Origin of the sequence: Pseudoflavonifractor sp. 60 (genome assembly GCF_009911645.1) — a bacterium.
Taxonomy (GTDB): Bacteria; Bacillota; Clostridia; order Oscillospirales; family Oscillospiraceae; genus Lawsonibacter.
The window spans coordinates 1-486 of record NZ_QWKI01000103.1; the positions used below are offsets into that span (position 1 = coordinate 1).

Annotated in this window: 2 protein-coding genes; both read left to right on the forward strand. The window is 57.0% G+C overall.

Annotation, left to right across the window (positions count from 1 at the left end):
• The coding region (locus D1646_RS11625) for a DUF5348 domain-containing protein (RefSeq protein ID WP_160636617.1) at positions 1-133 on the forward strand (133 nt) is incomplete at its 5' end.
• A 75-nt stretch (positions 134-208) separates the two neighbouring features.
• Positions 209-486, forward strand: a 278-nt coding sequence (locus D1646_RS11630) for a PcfB family protein (protein ID WP_160636618.1), incomplete at its 3' end; no start/stop codon positions are given.

Sequence of the window (486 nt, forward strand, 5' to 3'; positions counted from 1 at the left end):
TTTGCACTGTGGACAGTGCTTCGACGTGATGGTGGGCGGCAGGTGGAAACCCACCCGGATTGAGTACGCCGCTGCATGGTATCTCGTCGGCATCCGGGCCAACGACCTGAACGGTCTGCGGGTGCGTATCTAATGCGGATTTACCTGCGGCGGCTGGTAGTGCCGCCTTAGTTTTTACCCTCGACTTCTGGCAAAGGAGGTATGACGCTTGCAGGAGGAAGTCACTCAAAAGACCATCGCGTTATCCATGAAAACCGGGAAGCTGACAGCCCAAGTGCTGCAAATGGCCCTAAAAAAATATTTGGAGGCCCGGAAGCACGGCCCCAAGCTCCGCCACGGCCAACAGAGTTTGAAGCAGTTGAAGCAGTACGGGGCGGCGCTGTCCAACATCGAGATCACGGACGCTAATATCGCCGCTTTCAAGCCCTGCGCCAAGAAATACGGCGTGGACTTCACCTTGCGAAAGGACAAGACCACCCAGCCGCC